The sequence below is a fragment of the Nocardioides sp. genome, assembly GCF_044226765.1.
GTDB lineage: Bacteria > Actinomycetota > Actinomycetes > Propionibacteriales > Nocardioidaceae > Nocardioides.
In genome coordinates this window covers 140,016-161,271 of the sequence record NZ_JBGAGJ010000009.1, presented here as the reverse complement: position 1 = coordinate 161,271, position 21,256 = coordinate 140,016, and the positions used below count along the sequence as shown (strand labels likewise).

Annotated in this window: 19 protein-coding genes; 7 read left to right on the top strand and 12 right to left on the bottom strand. The window is 73.3% G+C overall.

Annotation, left to right across the window (positions count from 1 at the left end; all coding sequences use genetic code 11):
- Positions 1 to 160: 160 nt before the first annotated feature.
- From ACILRH_RS17735 to uvrB, 3 genes are all read right to left on the bottom strand, one after another.
- Entirely contained in the window at positions 161 to 2,668 is a 2,508-nt protein-coding gene (locus ACILRH_RS17735) for an SCO7613 C-terminal domain-containing membrane protein (RefSeq protein ID WP_395695379.1), read from the bottom strand.
- Between the two features lie 77 nt (positions 2,669 to 2,745).
- Positions 2,746 to 3,189 (bottom strand): VOC family protein, encoded by a 444-nt coding sequence (locus tag ACILRH_RS17730; protein ID WP_395695378.1) that lies wholly within the window; start codon positions 3,187 to 3,189, stop codon positions 2,746 to 2,748.
- Positions 3,186 to 5,306, bottom strand: a complete 2,121-nt coding sequence (gene uvrB / locus ACILRH_RS17725; RefSeq protein ID WP_395695377.1) for an excinuclease ABC subunit UvrB — start codon at positions 5,304 to 5,306, stop codon at positions 3,186 to 3,188. The genes ACILRH_RS17730 and uvrB overlap by 4 nt, the downstream gene beginning before the upstream one ends.
- 83 nt (positions 5,307 to 5,389) lie before the next feature.
- Here uvrB and ACILRH_RS17720 point away from each other — a divergent pair, with 83 nt between their 5' ends.
- Positions 5,390 to 6,649 (top strand): phosphatidylserine/phosphatidylglycerophosphate/cardiolipin synthase family protein, encoded by a 1,260-nt coding sequence (locus ACILRH_RS17720; RefSeq protein WP_395695376.1) that lies wholly within the window; start codon positions 5,390 to 5,392, stop codon positions 6,647 to 6,649.
- A 16-nt stretch (positions 6,650 to 6,665) separates the two neighbouring features.
- Here the strand turns inward: ACILRH_RS17720 and ACILRH_RS17715 are convergent, their stop codons facing one another.
- On the bottom strand, positions 6,666 to 7,598 hold the full coding sequence (locus ACILRH_RS17715) for a DNA-3-methyladenine glycosylase family protein (RefSeq protein ID WP_395695375.1): 933 nt from the start codon (positions 7,596 to 7,598) through the stop codon (positions 6,666 to 6,668).
- A 65-nt stretch (positions 7,599 to 7,663) separates the two neighbouring features.
- Here ACILRH_RS17715 and ACILRH_RS17710 point away from each other — a divergent pair, with 65 nt between their 5' ends.
- Positions 7,664 to 8,449 (top strand): enoyl-CoA hydratase/isomerase family protein, encoded by a 786-nt coding sequence (locus ACILRH_RS17710; RefSeq protein WP_395695374.1) that lies wholly within the window; start codon positions 7,664 to 7,666, stop codon positions 8,447 to 8,449.
- A gap of 12 nt (positions 8,450 to 8,461) precedes the next feature.
- Here ACILRH_RS17710 and ACILRH_RS17705 read toward each other — a convergent pair whose 3' ends face one another.
- The 3 genes from ACILRH_RS17705 to ACILRH_RS17695 all read right to left on the bottom strand — a co-directional run bounded on the left by ACILRH_RS17705 (position 8,462) and on the right by ACILRH_RS17695 (position 11,582).
- The gene (locus ACILRH_RS17705; RefSeq protein WP_395695373.1) at positions 8,462 to 9,493 is read right to left on the bottom strand and encodes a peroxiredoxin family protein; all 1,032 of its coding nucleotides are present in this window, start codon (positions 9,491 to 9,493) and stop codon (positions 8,462 to 8,464) included.
- Positions 9,494 to 9,579: 86 nt separating this feature from the next.
- A complete protein-coding gene (locus ACILRH_RS17700; RefSeq protein ID WP_395695372.1) occupies positions 9,580 to 10,566 on the bottom strand; it encodes a 5'-3' exonuclease H3TH domain-containing protein in 987 nt (328 codons plus the stop codon).
- Positions 10,563 to 11,582 (bottom strand): App1 family protein, encoded by a 1,020-nt coding sequence (locus ACILRH_RS17695; protein ID WP_395695371.1) that lies wholly within the window; start codon positions 11,580 to 11,582, stop codon positions 10,563 to 10,565. Before ACILRH_RS17695 ends, ACILRH_RS17700 begins: the two co-directional genes overlap by 4 nt.
- A gap of 69 nt (positions 11,583 to 11,651) precedes the next feature.
- Between ACILRH_RS17695 and ACILRH_RS17690 the strand changes: the two genes are divergently transcribed.
- Together ACILRH_RS17690 and ACILRH_RS17685 are read left to right on the top strand one after the other, a co-directional pair.
- Positions 11,652 to 13,160 carry an ATP-dependent DNA ligase gene (locus tag ACILRH_RS17690; RefSeq protein WP_395695370.1) on the top strand — a complete coding sequence of 503 codons (1,509 nt, stop codon included), beginning with the start codon at positions 11,652 to 11,654 and terminating at the stop codon, positions 13,158 to 13,160.
- A gap of 56 nt (positions 13,161 to 13,216) precedes the next feature.
- Positions 13,217 to 13,897, top strand: coding sequence for a TetR/AcrR family transcriptional regulator (locus tag ACILRH_RS17685; protein ID WP_395695369.1), 681 nt, complete (start codon positions 13,217 to 13,219; stop codon positions 13,895 to 13,897).
- Here the strand turns inward: ACILRH_RS17685 and ACILRH_RS17680 are convergent.
- Positions 13,894 to 15,174 carry an acetyl-CoA C-acetyltransferase gene (locus ACILRH_RS17680; RefSeq protein WP_395695368.1) on the bottom strand — a complete coding sequence of 427 codons (1,281 nt, stop codon included), beginning with the start codon at positions 15,172 to 15,174 and terminating at the stop codon, positions 13,894 to 13,896. The two genes, ACILRH_RS17685 and ACILRH_RS17680, sit on opposite strands and share 4 nt — an antisense overlap.
- A gap of 99 nt (positions 15,175 to 15,273) precedes the next feature.
- Between ACILRH_RS17680 and ACILRH_RS17675 the strand changes: the two genes are divergently transcribed.
- The gene (locus tag ACILRH_RS17675) at positions 15,274 to 16,608 is read left to right on the top strand and encodes a 3-oxoacyl-ACP reductase (RefSeq protein ID WP_395695367.1); all 1,335 of its coding nucleotides are present in this window, start codon (positions 15,274 to 15,276) and stop codon (positions 16,606 to 16,608) included.
- 1 nt (position 16,609) lies between these two features.
- Positions 16,610 to 17,455: a MaoC family dehydratase gene (locus ACILRH_RS17670; protein ID WP_395695366.1), complete on the top strand. Its 846-nt coding sequence runs from the start codon at positions 16,610 to 16,612 to the stop codon at positions 17,453 to 17,455.
- 146 nt (positions 17,456 to 17,601) lie between these two features.
- On the opposite strand, the gene ACILRH_RS17665 is transcribed toward ACILRH_RS17670, so the two are convergent.
- Entirely contained in the window at positions 17,602 to 18,006 is a 405-nt protein-coding gene (locus tag ACILRH_RS17665; RefSeq protein ID WP_395695365.1) for a nitroreductase family deazaflavin-dependent oxidoreductase, read from the bottom strand.
- 32 nt (positions 18,007 to 18,038) lie between these two features.
- On the opposite strand from ACILRH_RS17665, the gene ACILRH_RS17660 reads away from it, so the two are divergent.
- Positions 18,039 to 18,452, top strand: coding sequence for a nitroreductase/quinone reductase family protein (locus ACILRH_RS17660; RefSeq protein ID WP_395695364.1), 414 nt, complete (start codon positions 18,039 to 18,041; stop codon positions 18,450 to 18,452).
- A 72-nt stretch (positions 18,453 to 18,524) separates the two neighbouring features.
- Here ACILRH_RS17660 and ACILRH_RS17655 read toward each other — a convergent pair whose 3' ends face one another.
- The 3 genes from ACILRH_RS17655 to ACILRH_RS17645 are packed head-to-tail and all read right to left on the bottom strand — an operon-like array spanning position 18,525 to position 21,204.
- Complete coding sequence (locus tag ACILRH_RS17655; protein ID WP_395695363.1) at positions 18,525 to 19,400, bottom strand: acyl-CoA thioesterase; 876 nt, start codon at positions 19,398 to 19,400, stop codon at positions 18,525 to 18,527.
- Positions 19,397 to 20,263, bottom strand: a complete 867-nt coding sequence (locus ACILRH_RS17650) for an acyl-CoA thioesterase (RefSeq protein WP_395695362.1) — start codon at positions 20,261 to 20,263, stop codon at positions 19,397 to 19,399. The genes ACILRH_RS17655 and ACILRH_RS17650 overlap by 4 nt, the downstream gene beginning before the upstream one ends.
- Complete coding sequence (locus ACILRH_RS17645; protein WP_395695361.1) at positions 20,263 to 21,204, bottom strand: proteasome assembly chaperone family protein; 942 nt, start codon at positions 21,202 to 21,204, stop codon at positions 20,263 to 20,265. The genes ACILRH_RS17650 and ACILRH_RS17645 overlap by 1 nt, the downstream gene beginning before the upstream one ends.
- Positions 21,205 to 21,256 lie beyond the last annotated feature (52 nt).

Sequence of the window (21,256 nt, the reverse complement as noted above, 5' to 3'; positions counted from 1 at the left end):
AGGTCGCCCGGTCCCACCACGTTCAATCGAGGGTTGTGACCCGTTGAGTTGAGGAGTGCGACCGGTTGAGTTGAGGAGTGCGACCGGTTGAGTCGGGCTCTCGGACCACGGCCGGAGGCACAACCCTCAACTCGAGTGGTCACAACCCTCAACTCAACCGTCAGGCGAGCTCGTGCAGGCGGCCCCAGCCGCGACGACCGAGGGCGGCCAGGTGCTCCCAGCGGACCCCGGCGACCACCAGGCAGGTGCCGGCGGCGGTGAGCAGGACCCACCGCGGCACCGCGTCGTGGTAGGGCACGAGCTCGACCACGACGAGCGCCGCGCCCGTCAGGGCGCCGCAGACCAGCGGCGCTCGGACCCGCCGCGCCGCACCCACGGCGACGAGTGCCGCGCAGGCCAGGGCGAGCAGCAGCGCCCGGAGGCTGACCGGGTCGCGCACGGTGACGGCGAGCGACGGCACCAGCGCGACGGCCAGGCCGGGCGCCAGCGTGCGCATGCTGCCCAGGTCGTGGTGCCGCCACCACGACCAGCCGCCGAAGGCGAGCAGCACCGCGGCGAGCGGGAGCGTGTAGGCCTCCGGGGTGTGGACGCCCGACCCGGCCAGCCGCACCCAGGTCGCGGCGAGCCCGAGCGCCGCTCCCACGACGGCCGCCGCCTCGGACCGGGACCGGATGGCCAGGGCGGCGGCGCCGGCCGCGGTCAGCGTGAGGTACGCCGTCAGCCAGGCGTCGCCGTCGCCGGAGGCGGCGGTCACACCGATCGGAGTGGCGAGCAGGCAGGTCACCAGGGACACCGGGCCCGTGGTCGTGGTCGACCCGGCGGCGACGGCCGTCACCGCGACCGCGACGACCACGGCGGCGATGCCCCACGTCCACGGCAGGTCGAGGAGCCAGCTCGCGGACGCGGCGGTGGCCGCGACCAGCGGTGGGAGCGCGAGACCCGCCAGGGCCGAGTCCGTGCGGGCCAGGTGGACCGCGACGACCGCGGTCGCGAGCGCGGCGACCGCGGTCGCCGTCAGCGGGTCGTAGAGCGACACCAGCCCCGCGACCCCCGTCCAGCCGAGGGCCAGCACCAGGTCGACCTCGCGCCGCCAGGGACCGGGCGGCGGGGCCAGGTGCAGGCCCGCCAGCAGCACGGCGACGGCCACGGCGACCAGCAGCACCGGCGCGTAGCACAGGGCGGTCACGGTCAGGACCGGGAGGACGGCGAGGACGAGGGCGCGAGGGCTGCGCACCCAGGTGCGCACGACCGGCGCGAGGACGACGACGGCAGCGACCAGCGCCACCGCCGCGAGCGGGACCGTCCACGCTGCCGCGACGTCCGCGTCGAGCGGCCGCAGGTCGGCCCGGGCGAGCAGGTCGTGGTGGCCGGCGGTGAGCTGGTCGGCCACCGCCTCGAGGACGCCCTGGGCCAGGACGGCGACCACCGTGGCCGCGCCCAGCACGGCGGCGGCCGCGATGCCGAGGGCGGCGATGCCCGTGGCAGGGACCAGGTGGTGCAGCGCTGCCGTCCGCGCCTCCACGAGCGCGGACGCGGCGACGACGACGGCCCCGACGACGGCCACCAGCAGGACCGCGGTCGCGGTGTCCCCCAGCACGGCGGCCGCCGCGATCGCCAGCAGCCAGCAGCCGGCGACCAGGGCGCCCTGGGTCAGGAGCTCGGCGCGGTGCAGCACCGTGCCGCCGACGACGACCAGGGCGGCGATCACCGCGCTCACCAGCAGCGGCTCGACGTCGGTCCAGGTGGCGGCGCCGCGGCCGTCGGCCGACCAGGCGTCGGCCGCCTGGGCGAGGCCGGAGAGGACCAGCCCGAGCCAGAGCAGGACCGTCACCACCAGGGTCCCGACCGCGAGCACCCGCTGGCCCGACCGGCGTACGGCCTCCGCGCCGGCGGCGGAGACCGCGACAGCGGTGGTGGCCGTCACCGTGGGGTGGCCGTCGAAGCGCACCAGCGCCGCGACGGCGGCCACCGCGACGGCCGCGACCGCGACCAGCTGCGGTGCGAGGAGCCGCCCGGTGGGGCAGCGCCCCAGGAGCACGTTGCCCACCGCCGGGACCACCGCCACCACCACTGCGCTGACGAGCACCAGGGTCGACGTGGCGGCGTCGCCGAACCACCCCGCGGTGCCCGCACCGGCCAGGTCGAGGGCGAGGAAGACGCCGCCGACCGTCGCGAACGTCTCGGCGGCTCCGCGCAGTCCGCGGCGGGCACTCAGCCAGGTGCCCGCGGCGGCCACGAGGGTCAGCCCCACCAGCACGGCGGTGCGACCACCGACACCGAGGACGGACCAGGTGACGGCGAGGAAGACGAGCGCGCCCACGACCAGGCACAGGCCGCCCAGGCTGAGCAGGACCGCCGGGACGGTCCAGCCCCGACGGGTCGTCGGTCCCGGCGACACCGGTCGCACCGGCGGTGGTGAGAGCGGCGGCACGGGAGCCACCGGATAGGTGCTCGAGGTGCCGTAGTCCGGCGCCCCGGTTGCCGGGGCGGCCATGGCTCGCAGCGTGGCGACGAGATGGTCGGCGCGCTGCAGGGTCTCGAAGAGCTCGGCCGCGGCGGTGCCCTCGAGCGGCAGCCCGCACGCGGGGCAGGCGGCGCGGCCGGCGGGACGCGGCGGGAGGCTCGCCCGGCAGTCGGGGCACCGGTCGGGGTCGGCGTAGCGACTCATGGTGCTGACGCTAGGGCGGTGGAGCCGCCGGTCGCGTGAGTACGACGACTCAGGTCACCGCGGAGAGACCCATGGGTCTAGTCCAGGCAGAACTCGTTGCCCTCGGGGTCCTGCATGACCAGGTGTCCGGCTCCCATCGGCGGCGTCGGCTCGAACCGCCGCACGCGGGTCGCTCCGAGCGCGACCAGTCGCTCGGCCTCGGCCTCCAGCGCGGCCATCCGAGCCTCGCCCTGCAGGCCCGGCGCCGCCCGGACGTCGAGGTGGACCCGATTCTTGGCGGCCTTGGGCTCGGGCACCTTCTGGAAGAACAGCCGGGGCCCGGTCCCCTCCGGGTCGACCAGCGCCGAGGCGTCGTTGCGGCGCTCCTCCGGGACACCCCGGGCCTCCAGCGCCTGGTCCCAGCTGTCGAACGGCGGCGGCGGGTCCTGGAGCGGGTAGCCGATCGCCTCCGCCCAGAAGCGGCTCAGCGCACCCGGGTCGTTCGCGTCGAAGGTGACCTGGACCTCCCGTCGGGCCGTCACTTCGCACCCACCTCCATCATCTGGCGCAGCTCCTTCTTCAGGTCGGAGATCTCGTCGCGCAGCCGGGCGGCGACCTCGAAGTGCAGCTCGGCGGCGGCACCCTTCATCTGGTCGGTGAGCTCCTGGATCAGCTGGGCGAGCTCGGCGCTGGGCAGCCCCGCGAGGTCCTTGGCGTGCTGCCCGGACTCACCGCCGGCGATCCGCGACAGCCCGGGCACCGGCGCCTTGCGCGCCTTCGGGTCCTGGTGCTGCCAGGTCTCCAGCAGCGCCTGGGTGCTCTCGTCCTCGCGGGCGAGCATGTCGGTGATGTCGGCGATCTTCTTGCGCAGCGGCTGCGGGTCGATCCCGTGGGCGGTGTTGTAGGCGACCTGCTTGGCCCGTCGGCGGTTGGTCTCGTCGATGGCCGACTCCATCGAGGGCGTGATCTTGTCGGCGTACATGTGCACCTGGCCCGACACGTTGCGCGCCGCGCGGCCGATCGTCTGGATGAGGGACTTGTCCGAGCGCAGGAAGCCCTCCTTGTCCGCGTCCAGGATGGCGACCAGCGAGACCTCCGGGAGGTCGAGGCCCTCGCGGAGCAGGTTGATGCCGACGAGCACGTCGTACTGCCCCAGCCGCAGGTCACGCAGCAGCTCGATCCGCTTGAGGGTGTCGACCTCGGAGTGCAGGTAGCGGGTCCGGACGCCGGCGTCGAGCAGGTAGTCGGTGAGGTCCTCGGACATCTTCTTGGTCAGCGTGGTGACCAGGACCCGCTCGTTCTTCTCCACCCGCGTGTTGATCTCGTGGATGAGGTCGTCGATCTGGCCCTTGGTCGGCTTGACGACGACCTCCGGGTCGACCAGCCCGGTCGGCCGGATGATCTGCTCGACGGTGTCACCCCCCACCTTGTCCAGCTCGTAGTCGCCCGGCGTCGCCGACAGGTAGATGGTCTGGCCGATCCGGTCGAGGAACTCCTCCCACCGCAGCGGCCGGTTGTCCATCGCGCTCGGCAGCCGGAACCCGTGGTCGACCAGGTTGCGCTTGCGGGACATGTCGCCCTCGTACATCCCACCGATCTGCGGGACGGACACGTGGGACTCGTCGACGACGAGCACGAAGTCCTCGGGGAAGTAGTCGAGCAGGCAGTTGGGCGCCGACCCCCGGCTGCGGCCGTCGATGTGCATCGAGTAGTTCTCGATGCCCGAGCACGAGCCGACCTGGCGCATCATCTCGACGTCGTAGGTCGTGCGCATCCGCAGCCGCTGGGCCTCCAGCAGCTTGCCCTGCCGCTCGAAGGTCGCGAGCTGGTCCTCCAGCTCCAGCTCGATGCCCCGGATCGCGCGCTCCATCCGCTCCGGGCCGGCGACGTAGTGGGTGGCCGGGAAGACGTAGAGTTCGTCGTCCTCGGTGACCACCTCGCCGGTCAGCGGGTGCAGCGTCATCAGCCGCTCGATCTCGTCGCCGAAGAACTCGATCCGGACCGCCAGCTCCTCGTACACCGGGAAGATCTCCAGGGTGTCGCCGCGGACCCGGAAGGTGCCGCGCGTGAAGGTCATGTCGTTGCGGGTGTACTGGATCTCCACGAGCCGGCGCAGGACCGAGTCGCGGTCGTGCTCCTCACCGACCTTGAGCCGGATCATCCGGTCGACGTACTCCTGCGGCGTGCCCAGGCCGTAGATGCAGGACACCGTGCTGACCACGATCACGTCGCGGCGGGTGAGCAGCGAGTTGGTCGCCGAGTGCCGCAGCCGCTCGACCTCCTCGTTGATCGAGGAGTCCTTCTCGATGTAGGTGTCGGTCTGCGGGATGTAGGCCTCGGGCTGGTAGTAGTCGTAGTACGAGACGAAGTACTCGACCGCGTTGTCGGGGAAGAGCTGGCGCAGCTCGTTGGCGAACTGCGCGGCGAGCGTCTTGTTGGGCTGCATCACCAGGATCGGGCGCTGCAGCCGCTCGGCCACCCAGGCGACCGTCGCCGTCTTGCCGGTGCCGGTGGCGCCCAGCAGGACGACGTCCTGCACGCCGGCGTCGATCCGCTTCGCGATCTCCTCGATCGCCGCCGGCTGGTCACCGGACGGCTGGTAGTCCGAGACCACCTGGAACGGCGCCACGCGGCGCTCGAGATCGGTGACTGGTCGCATGGGATCGAGCGTAGACGGGGCCACCGACAGTGATCCCCGCAGTGACCGGTGGGACAGGAGGGGACGGCCGCTAGATTGGGTCCGTGAGCAGGAACCAGTCGGCCGCGGAGCGCGTGCTGCGCCTCCTGCGACGAACGCTGCTCACGGTCGTCGGGCTCCAGCTCGCGCTCGCGATCGGCATGACGCTGGTCGACTCCTACCGGCGCCGCGGCAAGAAGCCCAAGCCGTTCCCGGTCACCCGGCCGCACGCCGTGCCGGTCGGCGACGGCACGCTGACGACGTACACGTTCGGCCAGGACCTCTACGACGCGATGCTCAGGGCCATCGAGCAGGCCCAGCGGCAGATCCTGTTCGAGACCTACATCTGGAAGGGCGACGAGGTCGGCGAGCTGTTCAAGGCGGCGCTGGCCCGCGCGGCCGACCGCGGCGTCGAGGTCTACGTGATCTACGACGGGTTCGCCAACCTGGTGGTCTCCCCGCGGTTCAAGCGGTTCCCGCCGACGATGAAGGTGCTGCGCTACCCGGTCTACCCGGCGGGCTGGCGGTTCTTCGACCTCAGCCGCTACGGGCGCGACCACCGCAAGATCCTGGTGGTCGACGACGCGGTCGGGTTCGTCGGCGGCTACAACATCGGGTCGGCGTACGCGACCGAGTGGCGCGACACCCACGTGCGGATCACCGGCCCGGGCGTCTGGGACCTCAAGCGCGCCTTCGCCGACTTCTGGAACCTCAACCGGCGCCGCCGGATCGGGACGTCGGAGCGCCCCCTGCTGCTGGAGACGGCGTCGACCTGGGAGCCGCGGATCCGGTTCCACCGCAACGTGCCGCGGCTGTGGATGTTCCCCATCCGCTCGATGTACATCGAGGCGATCAACCGGGCCTCGCGCAACGTGTGGATGACCCACGCCTACTTCTGCCCCGACCAGGACTTCGTCGACGCGATGAAGGGCGCCGCCTCGCGCGGGGTCGACGTGCGGCTGCTCGTCCCGCTGAAGTCCAACCACATCGTCGCCGACTGGATCTCGCGCGGCTACTTCGAGCAGCTCCTCGAGGCGGGCGTGCGGATCTTCCGCTACCGCGACGCGATGGTGCACGCGAAGACCTCCACCATCGACGGCACCTGGTCGACGGTCGGGACGGCCAACGTCGACCGGCTCAGCCTCCAGGGCAACTACGAGATCAACGTCGAGGTCATCGACGAGGACTTCGCGGCCGCCCTCGAGGAGATCTACCGCACCGACGAGGCCAACACCCTGGAGCTGACCCGCAACGAGTGGGAGGCGCGCGACCTGCACCGCAAGTTCACCGAGATGGTGCTCGCGCCGCTCCGGCCGCTGCTGTAGTCACCTCACCCGGGCCTCAGGTGCGGGTGACCCGCGCGGGCAGGTGGGTGCGGGGGGCCATCCGAGCGCCGCGGCGCGGCATCCGGCCGCCGGCGAGGCCGACCAGGATCGTCACCCGGCCGCGGTGCGGGCGCCAGGGCTCGAGCGCCTCGGCGAGCTCGGCGTCGTCGAAGGCCCGGCCGGCCAGCGCCCAGCCGACGTCCTTGGCCACGTGGTAGTCGCCGAACGACACCGCGTCGGCGTCGCCGTGGGCACGCTGGCGCACCTCCGCGGCCGTCCAGACGCCGATGCCGGGCAGCGAGGTCAGCCGCCGCTCCACCTCCTCGCCGGGCAGCCCGACCGTGCGCTCCAGCGCGTCTGCCACCCGGGCGGCGGTGACCAGCGCGCGCGAGCGTGCGGGGTCGACGTGCATCCGCAGCCACTCCCAGGAGGGCACCTGCCGGATCGTCGCGGCGTCCGGCTGCACCCAGAGCCGGCGCTCCCGGCCGGGGCCGGGTGCGCGCTCGCCGAAGCGGTGCACGAGCATCCGGAAGCCGGCGAAGGCCTCCTGCCCGGTCACCTTCTGCTCGATGACCGCCGGCGTGAGCGCCTCCATCACCAGCCCGGTGCGGCCGATCCGCGTGTGGCCGTAGCGGCGCCACGCCTCGGTGACGAGCGGGTGGTGGCCGGGCTCGAAGTCGCTGACGTCGTCGTCGGCGCCGAGCAGCCCCGGGAGCGAGTCCAGCACCCAGCCGGCGCCCGGACCCCACGCCTCGGCGTGCACGGTGCCCTCGGCCGGCCGCGGCTCGACCAGCAGCGTGGTCGGACCGTCGGGGGTGCGGATGCCCCGCCAGTGCCGGTCGCCCTCGATCCGGTACGTCGGATCGCCGCCGCCCCGCTTGTGGATGCGCAGCACGGGTCCGACCGGGCACGGCCAGGCGGGCCGCCAGTCCCGCACCCGTGCCTCCACGTCCGCGAGGCTACCCGGGGGCACGGACAGCACCGCAGACATAGAACACGTTCTAGTCTGGCGACATGACGCTGCTGATCGAGGACCGCCACCGGGTCCGGACGCTCACCCTGGACCGGCCCGAGGCGCTCAACGCGTTCGACGAGGCGCTCTACGACGCGACGACCGACGCGCTGCACGCCGCGGCGGCGGACCCGGACGTCGCGGTGGTGCTGCTGACCGGCAACGGGCGGGCCTTCAGCGCCGGCACGGACCTGCTGGAGATGCACGCCCGCGCGACCGACCCCGACTTCGTGCCCGGTCGGCACGGTTTCATCGGGCTCGTGGACGCCCTGGCGGCGTTCCCGAAGCCGCTGGTCTGCGCGGTCAACGGGGTGGGGCTGGGGATCGGCACGACGATCCTCGGCTTCGCCGACCTGGCGTTCATGTCGGCCACGGCCCGGCTCAAGTGCCCGTTCACGAGCCTGGGTGTGGCGCCCGAGGCGGCGTCGTCGTACCTGCTCCCCCGGCTGGTCGGGCGCCAGCAGGCGGCCTGGGTGCTGCTGTCGGCGGAGTGGATCTCGGCGCAGGAGGCGCTGGAGATGGGTCTGGTCTGGCGGGTCTGCGAGCCCGACGACCTGCTGCCCGAGGCCCGGCGGCACGCCGAGCTGCTCGCCGCCCGGCCGATCTCCTCGCTGGTCGCGGTCAAGCGCACCATGACCGCTCCCCTGCGTGCCGGCATCGACGCCGCGCGGGAGCGCGAGAACGCCGCGTTCGCCGAGCTGATGGGCGGGCCGGCGAACCTCGAGGCGCTCGCGGCGTTCGCCGAGGGCCGCGAGCCGGACTTCACCGCCCTCCCGCCGGGGTGGTGACCGCGAGCCAGGTCAGGCCCGTCCGGGCAGGCGCGACTGGAAGATCGCGGTGGTGTCGCCCGGCTCCCCGCGTCCCATGCGGATGTGGAAGATCCGGCCGCGCGGGGTCACGAACACGTTCGTCGGGAAGCCGACGGCCTCGGACCCCGGGGTGTAGGCGAGCTGCTGCTGGAGCGCTTCGAGCCGCTTGTCGGCCTGCGTGGCGAGCACGTGGGTGGGCAGCTTGAACTTGGTGCGCCAGGCCTGTGCGTTGGTCGCGGTGCTCTGACGCTGGGACATCGACCCGTCGACGAGGACGGTGAGCAGGCGGACCGGCGCCCCGAGTGCGTCGCCGAGCGCCGCGATCTCGGCGCTGTCCTGGACCGCCTGCTCCATCGAGGCGGGGCACCAGGCACCGGAGAAGTCGAGCTGGAGGTAGCTGCCGCGGTAGTCCGAGAGCCGCGCCACCTTGCCCCGCTCGTCGACCAGCGTGAGGTCGTGCACGCGGTCACCGACCGCGAAGCCCGTGCCGGTGTCGGTCTTCGGCCAGCCGGTCCGGGAGATGCAGGACGTCGTGGAGACGACCTCGGGGACCGTGGTGCGGTCGGGCGAGACGGCGGCGCGGGCACAGGAGGTTCCCGACGTCGGGCCGCTGACGCGGGCGTACACGGCGACGGTGCGCTTCTCGCCGGGGGCGAGCCCGGTGACCGTGCAGACCGTCGAGGTGGCCGACCGGGTCGTGCAGGTCGCCGCCGCCGGGTCTCCGACCAGGGAGGTGAACCTCAACGTGCCGTCGGCGGGGAAGCGGAAGCGGACGTCCGCCCGGTCGAGCGGGACGGCGCCGGTGTTCGTGACGACCGCGCGCACCATCGCCTGGGTGCCGGGGTGGAGCGCGGTCACCGTGACCTGCTTCAGGTCGGGAGTCTGCGCGCGCAGGCCAGCGCTCAGCCTGACCGTCAGCGGGTTCGCGGGCGCCGCCCCGGCCGACCCGGGCAGGCCGCCGACCGCCGTCCCCACCAGGACCAGCGCTGCACACCACCGCAACGACGCGTGAACGCGCGACATCGTCTTCCCCCCAGGGTCGTGGGACCCGCCCTCGAGCCCCGGCCGGGCCGAACGCTAGCGGCCGATGCTGAGACCGACCGACAGGTCTAGACGCGCCCGCGCGAACTGGCCGGCGGCTCGGTCAGCACCCGGAGCGCGAGCTGGGTCGTCGACGGCACGCCGAGGTAGCCGACCACCCGCGACACCCGGTCCGGCTCGAGCGGCAGCAGGCCGGGGCTGCCCGGCACGTCGGGGCTCAGGCCGAGGTCGAGGTCGGTGCGGCCCGACATCATCGCGACGTTGAACTCGAAGCGCTCGCGGGCCGCCGGCGTCGCCAGCCGCTTGAGCACCGACGCACCGATGCGCGGGCGGCCGACCTCCTGGCAGTAGGAGTCGAGGGTCGCGACCAGGGTCTCGCCCCCGCAGTGGTCGATGTCGGCCCAGACCGCCTGCATCGAGCCCATCTGCGAGAGCAGCACGGGCGCGAGCTTCTCGCCGATGCCAGGCACCCCCGGCAGGTTGTCGCTGGCGTCGCCACGCAGGGCGGCGTACTCCAGGTAGTGCTCGGCGGCGATGCCGTAGAGGGCCCGCAGGCGTGCGGGGTTGAGCAGCGGCGAGGCGGAGATGCCGCCGTTGATCAGCCGCAGCACCTGCGTCCGGTCGCTGGTGTGGGCGAAGGAGTCGCGGTCGGAGGTGATGATGACGCAGCTCCAGCCGGACCGCTCGGCCCAGGCGGCCGCGGAGGCGTTGACGTCGTCGGCCTCCAGGCCGGCCGGGGTGACGGTGAGCATGCCCAGCGCGTCCAGCAGGGCCCCCGCCCGCTCGAGCTGGTCGACGAGGTCGGCGTCCTTGGCCGCCCGGCCGGCCTTGTAGCCCGGGTAGGCCTCCTCCCGGACCGACGAGGACCGGTCGTCGAGCCCGAACAGCACGGCGTCCGGCGCGAACTGGTCGATCGCCTCCAGGATCTGGCGCAGCATGCCGTGCAGCGCCCAGGCCGGGCGACCGGACCGGTCCCGCAGCCCGGACTCGGCGCGCGCGTGGTGGTTGCGGTGCAGCAGCGACGGCGCGTCGACCGTCAGCAGCAGGCGGCTCACAGCAGCCCGATCGACGCGGCGTGCCGGCGTACGGCGTCGCTGTCGGCCGCCAGCACGAACGGCACGTCCTCCGACCAGCCGTCCGTGACCTGCTCGACGCGCCCGTCGCCGGGGTCCAGCCGGACCTCGCGGATGTAGACGGCGAGCACGCGGCCGGGGTGCTCGCGCACGATGTCGGCGTAGATCTGCGGGTCCTTCTCGCCGGAGTCGCCGAGCAGCACGAACGACAGGTCGGGGTGGAGTGCGAGCACCTCCTCGATCCGGTCGTGCTTGCGGGCGCGACCGTCGCGGGTGCCGACCAGGTCCCGCAGCAGCAGCGGGCCGAGGGGGAAGTCGCGGTGCCGCAGGAACCCGTGCAGGAAGGTGTGCAGGTTCCACGGGCTCGACGACACGTAGAAGACCGGGTTGTCCCGCCCGGCGAGGTCGCGGTAGAGCTCCGGGGCGCCGGGGAACGGCGTGCGGGTCAGCTCCGAGCCGGTGAACGTCTGCAGCAGCATCTCACCGGCCCGCTGCACCCCGGTCTCGATGATCGTGTCGTCCACGTCGGAGATGACGCCGAACCGCGCCCGCGGGTCGGGCACCCGCACCGCGAACGGCGTCGTGTGCAGCCCGTCGACGCCCCGGTAGGCCTCGGCCAGCTCGACCGTGCCGCGCTGCCAGGGCGTGTCGAGCACGGCGGTCGGGTGCAGCTCGGCGCGGAAGTAGCCGTCCCCGTCGGTGGTCGCCTCGACCGTGGTGCCGGCGACCGTGACGCGCAGGCGTACGCCGGGCAGCTCGACGGTCACGAACTGCGCCATGCTGCGGCGCACCGCGGCGCCGACGCCCTCCCCCGCCACCGCCTCCGACAGGGGCGGGTTGTCGAGCACCCGGCCGCGCACCACGACCCCACCGGGACCCCCGTGGCCGCCGTAGGTCTCGATCCGGAAGTGCTGCAGCGGCTTGCGGGAGCGCCGGCGCAGACGGATCGCGTCCCAAGTGTGCTCGGCGCCCACGAGCAGCCGCTGCTTGCGTCCCACGGGGTGAACGCTAGTGGCAGCACGGACCTGGCCCGGCCGGGTGTCGGTGCGCTGGTCTTGAATGGCGGGGTGCAGCTCGCGGACGTCGTCGCCACCTCGGGGACCGTCGCCGCCACCCGGTCCCGCAAGGCCAAGGTGGCGGCGCTGGCAGACCTGCTCGGGCGGGCGGCGCCCGACGAGCTCGAGACCGTCACGGCCTACCTCGGCGGCACCCTGCGGCAGCGCCGCACCGGTCTCGGCTGGCGCGGCCTGACGACGCTGCCCCCGCCGGCGCCGGGGCCGGGGCTGACGGTGCGGGAGGTGCACGAGGAGTTCGACCGGATCGCGGCGCTCTCGGGCAGCGGGTCGCAGGCGGCGCGCTCGGCGGCGGTCGAGGCGCTCTTCGGGCGCGCCACCGCCGACGAGCAGGCCTGGCTGCGCGGCGTGGTCACCGGCGGGGTGCGCCAGGGCGCCCTGGACTCGCTGGTGCAGGAGGCCGTCGCGCAGGCGGCGGGGGTGCCGCTGGCGGCGGTCCGGCGTGCCGCGATGCTCGGCGGCTCGACCGTCGCCGTCGTCCGGGCCGCGTTCGCCGGCGCCGACGCGCTGGCGCAGGTGCGGCTCGAGGTGCTGCGACCGGTGCTGCCGATGCTCGCCTCGAGCGCTCCGGACCTGCCGGCCGCGCTGGCCAAGGCCGGGGCGGGCGCGGAGGTGGCCGTGGACCAGAAGCTCGACGGCATCCGCATCCAGGTGCACCGCTCCGGCTCCGAGGTCGTGGTGGCGACCCGCTCGCTGGAGGACATCACCGCGCGCCTGCCCGAGGTGGTCGAGGTCGCCCGCTCCCTGCCGGCGACGACGTTCGTGCTCGACGGCGAGGCGCTCGCCCTCGACGAGTCCGGCCGCCCGCGCCCGTTCCAGGAGACCGCGTCACGCACCGCCATGGGCGCCGGGGTGACCGTGACGCCGTACTTCTTCGACGTGCTCCACCTCGACGGCACCGACCTGATCGACGCACCCGCCCACGAGCGGGCCGCGGCGCTGGAGCGGCTGGTGCCCGTCGAGCACCGGGTCCCGCGGGTCGTCACCGCGTCGGCCGACGAGGCGCAGGACTTCCTCGTGCAGACGCTGGGCTCGGGCCACGAGGGGGTGGTGGTCAAGGACCTGGCGGCGCCGTACGACGCCGGCCGTCGCGGCGCCGCCTGGGTGAAGGTGAAGCCGGTGCACACCCTGGACCTGGTGGTCCTCGCGGTCGAGTGGGGCTCGGGCCGGCGTCAGGGCTGGCTGTCGAACATCCACCTCGGGGCGAGGGACCCGGAGACCGGTGGGCTGGTGATGCTCGGCAAGACGTTCAAGGGGATGACCGACGAGATGCTCGCGTGGCAGACCGAGCGGTTCCTCGGGCTGGAGACGAGCCGGTCGTCGTACGTCGTGCACGTGCGGCCCGAGCAGGTCGTCGAGATCGCCTTCGACGGCGTGCAGCGCTCGACGCGCTACCCGGGCGGCGTCGCCCTGCGGTTCGCGCGGGTGGTGCGCTACCGCGACGACAAGCCGGTCGACGAGATCGACACGATCGATACGGTCCGGTCCTACCTGCCCGGCTGACGCGACTCCCGTCACACCCGTGCAACTGGCAGTTGCACGCTCGTACGATGTGGCCCGTGAGCACCACCGAGACCGACGGCCGGCGCAGCGCCGCCGCTGTCCGGCGCCGGGCGCGCGAGAAGCAGATCATCGCGGCCACCCGCGCGCTGTTCGACGAGCGCGGCGTGCGGGACGCCCAGATCGAGGACATCGCCCGGGCGGTCGGCATCAACCGGGCGATCGTCTACCGGCACTTCACCGGCAAGGAGGAGCTCTTCGCGCTGACGCTGGTCGGCTACCTCGAGGAGCTCCGGTCGGTCCTCGTCGAGGCGGTCGCCACCTCCGAGGACCCCGAGCGGCAGCTGACGGCGCTGGTCGGCGCCTTCGTGGAGTACGGCGTCGCGCACCCGGCGTTCGTCGACTGCGCCCAGACCCTGATGCGGCGCACCGGCCCCGACCTGCTCGACGAGATGTCCGAGAGCGCCCTCTTCCGCCTCGGCCGCGGCATCTCCTCCTGCCTGGCGCTGCTCACCCAGGTGCTCGAGGACGGCGTGGCGGCGGACACCTTCACCGTCGACGACCCGGTCCTGCTCGCGAACACCCTCTATGCCAGCGGCCTCGGCGCCCTGCAGCTCGCCCGGGTCGGCATCCTGGTGAAGGAGGCCGCCCCCGGGATCCCCACGGTCGGCTCGATCTCGCCCGACCAGGTGCGCGACTACCTGGTCGCCTCCGCGGTCGCGCTCGCGCGTACCCGCTAGCGCTCGAGGATCGCCACGACCCCCTGGCCGCCGGCGGCGCAGATGGAGATCAGTGCGCGACCCGACCCGCGCTCGGCGAGCAGCTTGGCGGCGACGTTGACGATCCGCCCACCGGTCGCGGCGAACGGGTGGCCCGCGGCGAGCGAGGAGCCGGTGACGTTGAGCCTGTCCCGGTCGATCGCACCGAGCGGCGCGTCGAGGCCGAGGCGCTCCTTGCAGAAGATCGGGTCCTCCCACGCCTTCAGCGTGGCCAGCACCTGCGAGGCGAAGGCCTCGTGGATCTCGTAGAAGTCGAAGTCCTGCAGGGTCAGCCCCTGGCGCGCGAGCAGCCGCGGGACGGCGTACGCCGGGGCCATCAGCAGCCCCTCGTTGCCGTGCACGTAGTCGACCGCGGCGGTCTCGGCGTCCACGAAGAAGGCAAGCGGCTCCAGGCCGTGCTCGGCGGCCCACGCCTCCGAGGACAGCAGCACCGCGGAGGCGCCGTCGGTCAGCGGGGTGGAGTTGCCGGCCGTCATGGTCGCCGCCTCGCCGCGGCCGAAGACCGGCTTGAGCGTCGCGAGCTTCTCCACCGACGAGTCGGGCCGCAGGTTGTTGTCGCGCTCGAGGCCGCGGAACGGCGTGACCTGGTCGTCGAGGAAGCCGCGCTCGTACGCCGCCGCGAGGTGCTGGTGCGAGGCGGCCGCGAGCTCGTCCTGGGCCTCGCGGGTGATCTCCCACTCCAGCGCCGTCAGCGCGGCGTGCTCGCCCATCGAGAGCTTGGTCCGCGGCTCGCCGTTCTGCGGGATCTCCAGCCCGATGTCGCCGGGCCGGATCGCGCCCAGCGCCTTGACCCGCCCGGCGGTGTCGCGGGCGGCGTTGACCTTCATCAGCTTGCGCCGCAGCCTGTCGCTCACCGCGACCGGAGCGTCGGAGGTCGTGTCCGTGCCACCGGCGATGCCGGAGTCGATGGTGCCGAGCGCGATCTTGTTCGCCACCTGGATCGCGGCCTGCAGGCCGGTCCCGCAGGCCTGCTGGATGTCGACGGCGGGCGTCTCCGGCGCCAGGCGCGAGCCCAGGACCGCCTCGCGGGTCAGGTTGAAGTCGCGGGCGTGCTTGAGCACCGCGCCGGCGACCACCTCGCCGACCCGCTCGCCGCGCAACCCGAACCGGGCCACCAGCCCGTCGATGGCGGCGGTGAGCAGCTCCTGGTTGGACGCGTCGGCGTACGCGGTGTTGGAGCGGGCGAACGGCGTGCGGTCGCCGCCGAGGACGGCGACGCGGCGGGTGCGGTCGGTCATGCGGCACATCCTCGTTCGCAGGCCCCGGCGAGAGAAGCGGGTGAGGGGCAGATCACGAAAAGTGGACACTGAGTTGCACGAGGAGTTGCAATATCGGCCATGAGCGACCTCTACCAGGGCTTCACCTCCTCCGCGATCGGCAAGCAGGTCACCCGGCTGCTGGGCCTGCCCCAGCCGGCCCGGCTCGAGCGGTACGCCGAGGGCGCGCCGCTCGTGGACGGCACCGTGGCCGTGGGCGGACGCGGTCGCCTGGCCGAGGCGCTCGTCGGGATCCTCGACTCGCTCGGCATCGCCGCGGTCACCGACACCGCGGGCGACCAGACCTTCAAGGGTCTCGTGCTCGACGCCACCGGGCTCACCACGTCGGAGCAGCTGGTCGAGCTGCGCGACTTCTTCACCCCGCTGATGCGCCGCCTGGACCCCTGCCCGCGGGTGGTCGTGATCGGCACGCCGCCCGAGCTGGTCGCCGACGGCGAGCGGGTCGCGCAGCGGGCGCTCGAAGGCTTCACCCGCAGCCTCGGCAAGGAGATCGGCCGCGGCGGGACGGTGCAGCTGGTCTACGTCGCCGAGGGCGCGGAGGGCGCGGTGCACAGCACGCTCGCCTTCCTGCTCTCCCCCAAGTCCGCCTACGTGTCGGGCCAGGTGGTCCGGATCGGCGCCCACGGCGCGACCGACGCCGGCGAGGTGGGCGACTGGCTGCGGCCGCTCGAGGGCCGCGTCGCCCTGGTGACCGGCGCCAGCCGGGGCATCGGCGAGCAGATCGCCCGGGTCCTGCACCGCGACGGCGCGACCGTCGTCGGGGTCGACGTGCCGCAGGCGGCCAGCGAGCTGCAGGCCGTGATGAAGGAGATCGACGGCGACCACCTCGTGCTCGACATCACCGCCAAGGACGCCCCCCACCGGATCGCCCGGCACCTGAAGGAGAAGCACGGCGGGGTCGACGTCGTCGTCCACAACGCCGGCATCACCCGGGACAAGAAGCTCGCGAACATGGCCGAGGACCGGTGGGACCAGGTCATCGCGGTCAACCTCACCGCCCCGGAGCGGATCACCCGCCAGCTGCTCGACGAGAAGGTCGTCAACGACAACGGCTCGATCATCGGCGTCGCGTCCATCGCCGGCATCGCCGGCAACGTCGGGCAGACCAACTACGCCGCCTCCAAGGCCGGCGTCATCGGTCTGGTCGACTCTCTCGCCGACGAGCTCGACCGCGGCATCACGGTCAACGCGGTGGCGCCCGGCTTCATCATCACCCAGATGACCGCCGCGGTGCCGTTCGCGACCCGCGAGGTCGGTCAGCGGCTCAACGCGATGGCCCAGGGCGGGCTGCCGGTCGACGTCGCCGAGGCGATCGCCTGGTACGCCAGCCCGGGGTCCACCGCCGTCAACGGCAACGTCGTGCGGGTGTGCGGCCAGATGATGCTGGGAGCCTGACGTGGCCGGCGTGCCCACGATGGTCAAGGCGGCGCTCCCGGCCGTGCCCGGGCTCAACCTGGTGCCCGGGATCCGCAAGACCGGTGGCGAGCTGCCGGACCTCTCGCGCGTCCGGCACGACGTACCCGTCGACCCGCGGCACGTGGCGGCGTACGCCGACCTGTGCGGCTTCCCGCGCAAGGACACCTTGCCGCTGCCCTACCCGCACCTGCTGGCGTTCGGGCTGCACCTGGAGATCATGACCGCGGGGTCGTTCCCGTTCCCGGCGATCGGGACGGTCCACCTTGAGAACTCGATCACCCAGCACCGCCCGATCGGCCTCGACGAGCGGCTGCAGGTCACCGCCCGGCCCGACCACCTCCGCGCCCACCCCAAGGGCCAGGTGTTCGACATGCTGACCACCGTGCACTCGCGCGGCGAGCTCGTCTGGGAGGAGACCTCGACGTTCCTGCGCCGTGGGCCCGGTCGCGACGACGCGCCGGGCGGCACGACCTTCCCCGAGGCGCCGCCGCACGGCATCACCTGGTCGCTGCCCGGTGACCTCGGACGGCGCTACGCCGCCGTCTCCGGCGACCGCAACCCGATCCACCTCTACCCGCTGACCGCGAAGGCGTTCGGCTTCCCGCGCCAGATCGCCCACGGCATGTGGACGATGGCCCGCTGCGTCGCGGCGCTCGAGAACCGGCTCCCCGACGCCGTCACCGTCGCGGTCGCGTTCAAGAGGCCGGTGCTGCTGCCCGGCACGGTCGCCTTCGGCACGCGCGCCGTCGACGACGGCATCGCCTTCTCGCTCAGCTCGCCGCGGAGCGGCGCCCCGCACCTCGCCGGGGTTGCGTCCGCGGCCTGACCGAGAGCGCGCGCCGAGCCCCGGAGTTTCATCACGGTATGCAGGTCAACCTGCACTTCCCACGGTGGGCTCGCCAGGGGAAGTGCAGGTTCGTCTACATACCGTGATGAACCGGCAGCGGACCCCCGCGCGCCGGTCGACCGCCCTCAGCGGCGGGTGAGGGCCATGACCGGGATGACCCGGTCGGTCTTGCGCTCGTAGTCGGCGAACCCGGGGTAGAGAGCGGCCTGCTCGGCGTACTTCTCGTCGCGCTCGGCGCGGGGCAGCTCCTCGGCGTGCACCTCGATCGTCTCGTCTCCGACCTCGATCGTGGCGTCCGGGTTGGCCGTGAGGTTGTGGTACCAGTCCGGGTTGGTCGGCGCGCCCGCCTTGGACGCGAACACCAGCCACCGCTCACCGTCACGCAGGTACATCATCGGGCTGATCCGCTCCTGGCCGCTCTTGGCACCCGTCGTGTGGAGGAGCAGCAGCGGCGCCCCCTCGAAGTTGCCGCCGACCCTGCCGTGGTTGGCGCGGAACTCCGCGATGATCTGTGCGTTGTAGTCGCTCACGCGGACATCCTGCCTGGCCTAGGGTCGTCCGGGTGAAGAGACGAGCCTTCGTGCTGCTCAACCGGGCCGTGAACGTCGTGGTGGCGCGCCTGAAGCCGCGGAGGTTCCGCGGCGGCGACCTGCTGATCCTCACCACCACCGGGCGGAAGAGCGGGAAGGAGCGGACCACTCCCCTGCTCTACCTCGCAGACGGCGAGCGGTGGCTGGTCGTCGCCTCGAACGGCGGCGCGGACTGGGAGCCCGGCTGGTGGCTCAACCTCCGCGCCGGCGGCACCGGGACGGTCGAGCTGGACGGCGTCCGCTCGACGGTCTCCGGCACCGAGATGGACGGGTCGGAGCGGGAGGACGCCTACCGGCGCCTGTGCCGCGAGGTCTTCGACTACGAGAGCTACCAGCGCAAGGTGAGTCGCCGGCTCGCGGTCGTCGCGCTCACGCCGGCGTCCTGACGGGTCACAACGCCCAACTCAACGGGCAACGACGCCCAACTCAACCGGCAACACGGCCCAACTCAACGGGGGTCAGGCCTGGCCCGGGCCCTCGTAGTCCTCGCCGCGGGGACGGATCAGGCCCTCCTGCGCGACCGTCGCCACGAGCGTGCCGTCCTCGGCGAACACCCGCCCGAAGGCGAGGCCGCGGGCGCCCTGCGCCGACGGCGACCACTGGTCGTAGAGCCACCAGCGGTCGGCGCGGAACGGGCGGTGGAACCAGATCGTGTGGTCGAGGCTGGCCATCTGCACCTTGGCCGGGTTGCCGCCGTGCACGGCCAGGGTGGCGCCGAGCAGGCTCACGTCACTGGCGTAGGTGAACGCCGCCGCGTGGACCGCCGGGTCCTCGGGGAGCCCCTCGCGCAGCCGGATCCACATCCGGGCCTGCGAGACGTGCCCACCGTCGGGCGGCAGCCCGTAGCGGGTGTTGCCGAGCCACCGCACGTCGAGGGCGCCCCACTCCTTGCCTAGCGCGTCGGCCTCCTTGTTGCCACCGCGGCGCATCACCTCGACCAGGTCGAACCCGGACTCGGGGGCACCGACCTCGGGCATCGCGTCCTGGTGCTCCCAGCCCTCCTCCTCGACCTGGAAGTTGAGGGTCTGGTAGTAGATCGGCCGGCCGTGCTGACGCGCGACCACGCGGCGGGTCAGGAAGGAGCGCCCGTCGCGGATCCGCTCGACGTCGTAGACGATCGGGACCGAGTAGTCGCCGCCGAGCAGGAAGTAGGAGTGCAGCGAGTGCACGGCGTACGCCGGGTCCACGGTCCGGGTCCCGGCCATCAGCGCCTGCGCGGCCACCTGCCCGCCGTAGACGCGGGCGCGCTCGGTGACCGGCTGCTTGCCGCGGTAGAGGTCGGTGTCGAGCGCCTCGAGGTCGAGCAGGTCGAGCAGCTCCTGGGTCGGGTTCACCGCGCCCCCTCCGCCGGCAGGTCCTTGCGCGGCCGCAGCACGGCCTCCTGCGCGACCGAGGCGACCAGGCCGCGGCCGGGCTGGAAGACCCGCGCCAGGACCAGGCCGCGCCCGTTCGCGGTGGCCGGGGAGTGCTGGTCGTAGAGCCACCACTCGTCGGCGCGGAACGGACGATGGAACCACACGGTGTGGTCCAGCGAGGCCAAGAAGACCTTTCCGGAGCCGAAGGTCAGCCCGTGCGCCGACAGCGTCGCGCCGGCCAGCGTCATGTCCGAGAGGTAGGTGAAGGCGGCGGCGTGCCAGAACGGGTCGTCGGGGAGGCGGGACGACACCCGCAGCCAGACCCGCTGCCGCCCGGGCCGCGCCGGGTCGGGCTCGATGCTGTCGTCGGCGGAGGAGCCGATCACCCGGATGTCGGCCACGGCCCACTGGTCGGCGTGGAGCTCGTCGCGCGTGCGTCGCGAGACCGGCCGGCAGTCCTCGGGATCGGGGACCTCGGGCATCTCCTCCTGGTGGTCCAGGCCGGGCTCCTCCTTGTGGAAGCTCGCGGTCTGGGCGTAGATCGGACGGCCGTGCTGCTGCGCGATCACCCGCCGGGTCAGGAAGGACCGGCCGTCGCGGAGGTTCTCCACGTCGTAGATGGTCGGCGTCGACGGGTCGCCGGGCTGGAGGAAGTAGGAGTGCAGCGAGTGCACGGCGTACGCCGGGTCGACGGTCCGGGACGCGGCGACCAGCGCCTGGGCGGCGGCCTGGCCGCCGAAGACGATCGGCCGCGACGTCGGCATCTGGGCGCCGCGGAAGAGGTCGTCGTCGATCCGCTCGAGGTCGAGCAGCTCGACCAGCTCGTCGGCGTCGCGGGGCATCAGGCGTCGTCCTCGACGGTCGGACCGGCGGGGTCCTCGGGGCCGTCGAGCCCGGCCAGGAACCGCTCGAACTCCTTGCCGAGCTCCTCGCCGGTCGGGATCCGCTGCTCCTGGGCGAGCAGGCTCGACCCGCTCTCCTCCGCGCGCTCGAAGGCGTCGTACTGCCGCTCCAGCGCCTCGACCACCGAGGCGACCTCCTCGTTGGCGGCCAGGTAGCGGGCGATCTCCGCCTCGGTGTCCTCGGCCTCGGCCCGCAGCCCGGAGAGGTCCACGGTCAGCCGGCCGGCGAGCTCGACCTGCTCGAGCAGCGCGGCCGCCGCGCGGGGGTAGTCCATCTGGGCGAGGTAGTGCGGCACGTGGGCGACGAAGCCCATCGCGTCGTGGCCGGCCTCGCCGAGCCGGACCTCCAGCAGCGCCTGCGCGCTGCTCGGGATGCGCAGCTCGCCGCGCCACGGGCTCTCGCCGGTGAGCAGCTCGGGCCGGTTCGCGTGGTGGGTGATCGCGATCGGCCGCGTGTGCGGCACCGCCATCGGCACCGACCCCATGCCGACCACGCGGGTCACGCCGAACCGCTCGACGACCTCGCGGACCGCGGCGCAGAAGCCCTCCCACCGGGTGTCGGGCTCCGGCCCGTGCAGCAGGAGGTACGCCGTGCCGCCGGTGTCGTGCAGCAGGCGGACGACCAGCCGCGGGGCGTCGTACGACGCGTAGTGGTCGCGCACGAACGACATCGGAGGGCGCCGGGCGCGGTAGTCGTGCAGCTCGTCGACGTCGAAGGTCGCCACCACGCGGCTCTCGGACAGGTCCACGAGGTGCTGGGCGGCCCGGGCCGACGCGTTGCCGGCGTCGAGGAAGCCGTCGAGCACCACGACCATCGTCAGCGACGAGAGGTCGTCGAGCTCGGGCACGTCGTCGACGATGTGCACCAGGCGGTCGGGCATGCGGCACAGCGTAGTGATGCCGTCCGCGCGACCGGTGCCGGGCGGGACGAGG